This window comes from Coprobacter sp., from assembly GCF_982436375.1.
In genome coordinates this window covers 1-8,248 of the sequence record NZ_CEWDCG010000141.1, presented here as the reverse complement: position 1 = coordinate 8,248, position 8,248 = coordinate 1, and the positions used below count along the sequence as shown (strand labels likewise).

Below are 8,248 nucleotides of genomic sequence, written 5' to 3'. Positions count from 1 at the left end.
ATCATTCGCACGGGGCGATTTTATGGGCTGATAAAGAAAAACTCGAAACGATCCTGAGCAATTTGCTTTCGAATGCCTTCAAATTTACATTCTCGAATAAATCTATTACGGTCAAGACCTCTGAAACAAATGATAACTTAATCCTTCAAGTTTCGGACGAAGGTATAGGGATCAATAAAGATAAAATCAATTCGATTTTCGACAGATTTTCCAGTTCCGAAAAACAAAATCTCTCTAAGCAGCCGGGAACAGGAGTTGGCATGCACTTAACAAAAGAACTGATCAATATGCATGGCGCTACCATACAGGTAAAAAGCATTGAAGGTAAAGGCAGTACATTTACTGTAACTTTCAGAAAAGGATACAGGCATTTCGGAAACGAAGCCGATTTAATCAAAAAAGAACTGACAACCGAAACAACAGATAAGGGAACTAAAAATATTCAAGAAAATACCGGATATACGGACAATGCAGAAAATCCGGGGCAAGAGACTACAGGAAAACCGGTTATACTGGTTGTTGAGGATAACATCGACTTACAAGAATTTCTCCGTACCATCCTATGTTCCGAATATGATGTTCATAAAGCCATAAACGGTACAGATGCCTTGAACCGGCTAAGCAATTTACAACCGGATATTGTTATTTCGGATGTTATGATGCCCGAAATGGATGGAATAGAGTTTACCCGGAAACTCAAAGAAGACATTAATACGAGCCATATTCCTGTAATTTTGCTCACAGCAAAATCATCGCTTGAGAATCAGATGGAGGGTTTGGAAAACGGAGCAGACGATTATATCACCAAACCGTTTAGCGCAACTTATCTGAAAGCCAAAATCGAGAACATTTTGCGAGCACGTAAAAAACTTCAGGAATACTACGCTTCTCACTCTACCGATAACAAAAATTCTGAAACAAAAAGTCCCGATCAACCGGTACTGAACTCCCGCGATCAGAAATTCATTGATACAATTACCGTCGTATTGGAAAAGGAACTCGATAACAGCGACTTCACAATCGATGAATTAGTATCACAAGTAGGGTTGGGAAGAACTGTCTTCTTTAAAAAGCTGAAGGCGCTTACCGGTCTTTCCCCCGTAGAGTATATAAGAGAATTTCGCTTGACAAGAGCTACCGAACTGATTTGTAACGATGAATACAACATTTCTCAAATATCTTATATGGTAGGGATCAGCGATCCTCGCTATTTCAGTCGGTGTTTTAAACAAAAGTACGGAATGACTCCTACTGAATATAAAGATAAGATACAAGGAAAAAACAAGTAAATAAAAAACAAAAACTCTCTGATAGGGAGTTTTTGTTTTTATTATTCCGAATGTATCAAATATTCCACCGTTTATACCGAAAAATACGCTCTTTTATCTCCTATGTGATATAATATTGCATTTAGAAAATACCTAAATAAACAAAATCATGCGGAAAATTTTATTTTTAGCGTTCCAATTCTTGATTTTACACGTTTCTGCAACAACGTATTATGTGTCGACAAATGGAAAGCCGGAGGGCGACGGAAGCAAAGAGAACCCCTACAACATAACGACTGCCGTAAAAAAAGCAAATCCGGGAGACGTTATCTATCTTGCCGGAGGGACTTATTCTCTATCGGAAACCGTTAAAATAAGCAGAAACGGAACAACCTCTTCTCCAATCAAGATGCAACCCGAGCCGGAAACCGGACGTCCGGTTCTGGACTTCAGCGGACAACCTCGCTTCGATAGTAATGCCCGGGGAATTCAATTGTCGGGAGATTATTGGCACATTACAGGATTGGATATTATTAAAGCCGGTGACAATGGCCTTTATATCGATGGGGGAAACTACAACACAATAGAATTTTGCAGATTCAGTGAAAACGGAGACACCGGATTACAAATCGGAGGGGGTGCGACATATAATCTCATCCTGAACTGCGATTCATATTATAATGCAGATAAAAATATGGGAAATGCAGACGGTTTCGCTTGTAAAACAAGTGCCGGAACAGGTAACATATTCAGATATTGCCGTGCATGGATGAACTCTGATGACGGATATGACGGATATTTAAAAGACAGCAACGACATCACTACGACTTACGAAGGTTGTTATGCTTTTATGAACGGAATATTGCAGGACGGAACTGCGGCTGGAGACGGTAACGGTTTTAAAATGGGAGGATGCGATGCTGATGCTTTACGCTCGCATAATGCCATATTAAAAAATTGCGTAGCCGCCAAAAATAAAAAAAACGGTTTTGACCGCAATAGCAATATAGGTAGTATGACTCTATATAATTGTACATCCTATGCTAATGGAGGAAACGACTATATTTTCGTAGCGGCCAAAGAAAAACAGCAGGATCTGGCTGAAGGGAAAAAAATAACGATAAAAAATTGCATTTCAGTATCGAATACGACACCGAATATAAGCTGTCGTACAGATCAGATAGATATGAGTCATAACACATGGGACGAAAATCTGAATTGCAACACAGATGATTTTGTAAGCCTGAACATAAATCAATATTTGGCAGATCGTGACGAAAACGGGAATTTACCGGATTTCACCTGTCTGCATTTGAAATCGACCAGTTCGCTCATCGACAAAGGCATCGTCATTACTGGTATTTCCTATAACGGTAATGCCCCCGATTTAGGCGCATACGAATATCAACCGGGAGATATAGATATCGATCCGTCCGACCCTATCGAAGATTATACGGTAAACTTCAGTACGATTCCGGGAATCTTTTCGGCCGAGACAGTAACAGGAGGAACTACCGGAACACAGCACGGAATTACCATAGGAGGAACTGGCAGCAAATCGGGAAGTTTTATTCCATCGCAAGCTGCGAACGCACCGGGATCTTCGGGAGCTGCCAAATTAGACGGAAACGGCTCTTATGTACAATTCCCCAAACAATCTAAAGTAAAACAAGTAATATGTTATGTCGCAGCATCAGGTGTCAATATCAACCCACGTTCTCTATCATTACAAAGTTCCACAGATGGTATAAATTTCTCCGACGTTCCGGGAGGATTGCTGGAAGTAACTAACGATGCAACAGGAAAAACAATTTGCATCGATTTTGATGGAACAAAAGACCTGTTTTTTCGCCTTATTTCAAAATCTTCGGGATGGAACATATATGATTTTATAGTAAAACCGGATAACACGACTACCGCTATTTCCGAAACGGAAGCAACAACCGAAGCATCGAATATCCATTTAACCGGGAATATTCTCCATCTGCCCGAAAACAGATCTGTTTCAATATACAACATATCCGGAAAACTTTGTTTTCAAAATAAAAATACGACAACAATCGATTATTCAACTCAGAATAGAGGGTATTATATCGTTCGGGTAAAAGATATGAAAGGGAATATTATTATTGCAAAAATAACGTACTAAATTGCTTAATAACTAATCATTTTTACGAGAAAGGCTGTCTCCGAATAAAAAAAGAGACAGCCTTATGTGTAATCGAATATTTTCTTTATCGGTCAGAATTTTGCATTTATACCTTTATCAGTTCATAATCACGTGTACCCAAACCGATTTTTTCGGCATGTTCCAATCCTGCCCGCCAATTGGTATCCGGATGCAGACAGGCAAATTTATCTACACCTTCAAGATGTTCATGCGGATGTTCTTCTGCTAAACGACTGCCCGGAATCAACGGAGCATTCATTACCAAATCGGCACAAGCCATATCCAAAGCAACCGGATCGAGAGATGCAGCCATACCCAGGTCGGGAACAATAGCCGCATCATTATGATTCCAGCAATCGCATTCAGGCGATACGTTCATAATAAAACTGATATGAAACTGAGGTTTATCTTGCAATACGGCCAAAGAATATTCGGCAATCTTATAGTTCAGCCGTTCCGAAGTATCACCTTCACCTAACTGAGCGGCATCATATTGACACAAAGCCACACACTGCCCGCATCCGACGCATTTTTCATAATCAATTTGAGCGATATGACGATCATTCAGGTGTATCGCATCATGAGCACAATGTTTTACGCAAATATTGCAACCCTTACAATTTGCCTCCTCTATTCTGGGTGATGAGGCAGAATGCAGCTCCAGCTTTCCTCCGACACTGGCACAACCCATCCCGAGATTCTTCAAAGCACCTCCGAACCCGGCTTGTTCGTGACCTTTAAAATGATTCATTGTCACGATCACGTCTGCATCGGCAATTGCCGTTCCTATTTTTGCAGTCCGACAATATTCCTGATTTATTTCGATCTCCTTATAATCAGTCCCTTTCAGTCCGTCTCCGATAATTACATCGCACTGCGCCGAAATAGGATTGAAACCATTCTCCATAGCACTGCGTAAATGATCGACTGCATTGGAACGACGTCCCGAATAAAGGGTATTACAATCGGTCAAAAAAGGTTTCGCTCCTAAACTTCTTAGCAAATTAGCCATACGAGCTGCATAATTCGGACGGATATAAGCTAAATTACCCGGTTCGCCAAAATGAATTTTTATTGCAGTAAACGGATTCGAAAAATCCAATCCTGCAATACCTGCCCTACGGCAAAGACGTTCCATCTTGTCCAACAAATTACTGGACGGTGTCGTGTGCAGATCGGTAAAAAAAACTTTAGACTTTTCCATATCGATAAATTTATGACTGCAAAAATACAATTTCAAAATATATTACAGTACAGACGGAACATACATTTTCCCCTGTCTACTATTCCTCTGCAACATACGTTTCAATAAACGAGCAGTGAATTCATGATTTTTTAATCCCCATTTCGGAGCTATCAACAAATCATCGGGAGACTGGGAAACAAAACGTTCGACTGTAATATCCGGTCTCAAATGTTCGATAAAATCAATCACCAAATCGATATATTCATCGACATCGAACAGGTGAAATTCTTCAGGATTCTCCAACTGCTCGTACGCCATACGGGTATTGCGGATCAGTTGCAACTGATGTAATTTCAATGTCGACAATGGCAACTGAGACAATCTTTCTGCATGAGAAATAATCATTTCCCGATCTTCTCCCGGAAGTCCCAAAATCATGTGAGCTCCGGCTAAAACTCCGGCATTTGCCGTACGCATTACCGCATCCGCAGAATCGGAAAAAGTATGTCCCCGGTTTATTCTTCTCAACGTCTCATCGCATGTCGATTCTATGCCATACTCGACCAAGACAAAATATTTTTTCGACAGCTCCGATAAATAGGAAAGAAGTCGATCCGACATACAATCGGGACGTGTACCGATAATCAACCCCACAACACCATGAACGCTCAAAGCCTCTTCATACTTACCCTGCAACGATCGCAAATCTCCGTAAGTATTGGTGTAGGCCTGAAAATAGGCTAAATATTCCATGTCGGGATACTTGCGTCCGAAAAAACCGATTCCTTCTTGCAACTGTTCGGTAATAGACTTGTCGGTATGGCAATATTCAGGGCTGAAAGTCTGATTGTTACAGTAAGTACAACCTCCATTTCCTTTTGTCCCATCTCTATTCGGACAGGTAAATCCGGCATTTATAGAAATTTTTTGAACTTTACCTCGAAAATATTTTTTCAAGAATACCCCGAAATCGGCATAAGGTTTATCATCCATTCTTATCTTCCGTACTCCCTATAAAATCCGACAATCGCTTCTATCCCTTTGTCCATAATATCTATCGGCATATTTTCATTCGGTGAATGCGTCGCATCCGACTCCAGACCGAAACCCATAAGAATAGATTTTACTCCTAAAACTTTCTCGAAAGCTGCGATAATAGGAATGCTACCCCCCCGACGAACAGCCAAAGGTTTCTTCTCGAAAGCATCCTCATAGCCTTTTTCCGCAGCTTTATATGCCGGAAGATCTATCGGGCATACATACCCTTCTCCCCCATGCATCGGTGTCACTTTTACCCGTACATAATCGGGTGCAATACGATTGATATAATCGATAAACATTCCTGATATTTTTTCATGTTCCTGATGCGGAACCAGACGACACGAAACTTTAGCATAAGCCTTAGATGGAAGAACCGTTTTCGACCCTTCTCCCGTGAAGCCGCCCCAAATTCCGCAAACATCGAATGTCGGACGAATCGCCGTACGTTCCAGCGTCGAATACCCTTTCTCTCCGAAAAGAGCTTTTACATCCAATGATTCACGATATTTATCTTCACTATAAGGAACGGCAGCCAACATCTCCCGTTCCCGAGCAGAAACTTCTTCTACGTCATCATAGAAACCAGGAATCGTAATATGTCCGTCATTATCGGTAATTCCGGCGATCATTTTACACAAAACATTTATAGGATTTGCCACCGCACCTCCGAAAATACCTGAATGTAAATCCCGATTAGGTCCGGTCACTTCTATTTCCCAATATGCCAATCCCCTCAAACCGGTAGTAATAGAAGGGACATCCGCTCCCACCATACTCGTATCGGAAACCAAAATTATATCCGATTTCAAAAGGTCTTTATGAGCAAGGCAAAAATCTTCAAGCCCGGGAGAACCGATCTCCTCTCCGCCTTCAAACAAAAACTTAACATTGCATTTCAACAACTTCTCCCGCAAAGCAATCTCAAATGCCTTGACTTGCAAAAACGATTGACCTTTATCATCGTCAGCCCCCCTCGCCCACAAACGTCCGTCCTGAATTACGGGTTCAAAAGGATCGGTATTCCACAACTCCAAAGGCTCGACAGGCATCACATCATAATGCCCATAAACCAAAACCGTAGGAGCTGACGGATCGATAACTTTAGAAGCAAATACTACCGGATTTGCTGAAGTCGGCATCACCTCTGCCATATCGACACCGGTCTCCAGCAATAAATTTTTCCAGCGCAAAGCGCACTCTTGCATATCGTTCTTATGTGAAGGATCTGAACTTATAGAAGGTATTCTGATCAAAGAAAACAACTCCTCCTGAAACCGTCCGCGATTTTTCTCAATATATTCTTTTACATTCATACTTTCAAATCTTTATTTTTCAAATACATTCAATCCATATGTCTCGTTTTATTTAACAAAAAATGATCGAGAATAACCATTGCCGCCATAGATTCGACGATAGGAACTGCCCGAGGCAATACACAAGGGTCATGACGTCCTTTTGCCTTCAGATTTATCTCATTGCCGGCATAATCCAGTGTTCGGATATCACGCAAAATAGTAGCAATAGGTTTGAATGCAACTCTGAAATAGATATCTTCTCCATTGGAAATTCCTCCTTGTATTCCTCCCGAATGATTTGTCATTGTAGAAACTTTACCGTCCTTTTTTATAAACACATCATTCATTTCAGATCCGCGATACTGAACACCGTCGAATCCCATACCATATTCGAAACCTTTTACCGCATTAATGCTCAACATGGCATTACCCAAATCGGCATGTAATTTATTAAACACCGGATCACCCAATCCCACCGGGACGTTCTTAATGACACAGGTAATGACCCCGCCAATCGTATCCCCTTCAGACTTGACATCCGCAATCAATTCTATCATCTTTTCTGCCGTATCAGCATCAGGACAACGTACGATATTCGATTCTATCTTATCCAAATCATAATGAGTATAATCCTTAGGCAATTTGATCGGCCCTACCTGAGAGGTAAACGCTTTGATATCGACAGAGAGTCTTCTTAATGCCAACTTTGCCAAAGCCCCGGCGACACACCGGGCAATCGTCTCTCTTGCCGAAGAACGACCGCCTCCTCGATGATCCCGGTATCCGTATTTCTGCTGATATGTATAATCTGCATGGGACGGACGATAGACTTCTCTTAAATTATCGTAATCACTGGAATGCTGATTTTCATTATACACGACAAAGCCGATAGGTGTTCCTGTAGAATATCCGTTAAATATGCCTGAAAGAAACTCTACCTTATCCCCTTCTTTTCTCGGAGTAACAATCGAAGACTGTCCGGGACGACGACGGTTCAACTCTTTCTGTATGAAATCCATATCGATCTCAACTCCTGCAGGCATCCCATCGATAACGCCTCCTACTCCTTTTCCATGAGACTCACCGAATGAAGTAAGCCTGAATATTGTTCCGAAACTATTCATCGTCTAAATATATTACTAAAATATATGCAAGTAAAGATACGACTTTTTCCTGAATAGTAAAACATGAAATTAAACTTATCTAACGGTAAAATCTTCCCGATTTTTTTATTACTCTGATAAAAACGGTACTATTTAGAACTTTAAATTTTCCAATAAAAAAATCT

Annotated in this window: 6 protein-coding genes; 2 read left to right on the top strand and 4 right to left on the bottom strand. The window is 40.9% G+C overall.

Translation table 11 applies throughout. The annotated features are described in order from the left end of the window. On the top strand, positions 1-1,289 hold a 1,289-nt coding region (locus AC1WHX_RS08565; protein ID WP_481229156.1), incomplete at its 5' end, for a hybrid sensor histidine kinase/response regulator transcription factor. A 148-nt stretch (positions 1,290-1,437) separates the two neighbouring features. Next, positions 1,438-3,417 (top strand): right-handed parallel beta-helix repeat-containing protein, encoded by a 1,980-nt coding sequence (locus AC1WHX_RS08560; RefSeq protein WP_481229154.1) that lies wholly within the window; start codon positions 1,438-1,440, stop codon positions 3,415-3,417. Between the two features lie 106 nt (positions 3,418-3,523). Here the strand turns inward: AC1WHX_RS08560 and AC1WHX_RS08555 are convergent, their stop codons facing one another. From AC1WHX_RS08555 to aroC, 4 genes are read right to left on the bottom strand one after another with little or no spacing between them, the layout of a single operon-like run. After that, positions 3,524-4,642 (bottom strand): DUF362 domain-containing protein, encoded by a 1,119-nt coding sequence (locus AC1WHX_RS08555; RefSeq protein ID WP_122337184.1) that lies wholly within the window; start codon positions 4,640-4,642, stop codon positions 3,524-3,526. A 42-nt stretch (positions 4,643-4,684) separates the two neighbouring features. Further along, positions 4,685-5,617, bottom strand: coding sequence for a tRNA modification radical SAM protein MnmL/YtqA (gene mnmL / locus AC1WHX_RS08550; protein WP_122303771.1), 933 nt, complete (start codon positions 5,615-5,617; stop codon positions 4,685-4,687). A gap of 2 nt (positions 5,618-5,619) precedes the next feature. Further along, a complete protein-coding gene (locus AC1WHX_RS08545) occupies positions 5,620-6,978 on the bottom strand; it encodes a dipeptidase (protein ID WP_122303770.1) in 1,359 nt (452 codons plus the stop codon). A gap of 29 nt (positions 6,979-7,007) precedes the next feature. Beyond that, the gene (aroC, locus tag AC1WHX_RS08540) at positions 7,008-8,084 is read right to left on the bottom strand and encodes a chorismate synthase (protein ID WP_270214812.1); all 1,077 of its coding nucleotides are present in this window, start codon (positions 8,082-8,084) and stop codon (positions 7,008-7,010) included. Positions 8,085-8,248: the final 164 nt, after the last annotated feature.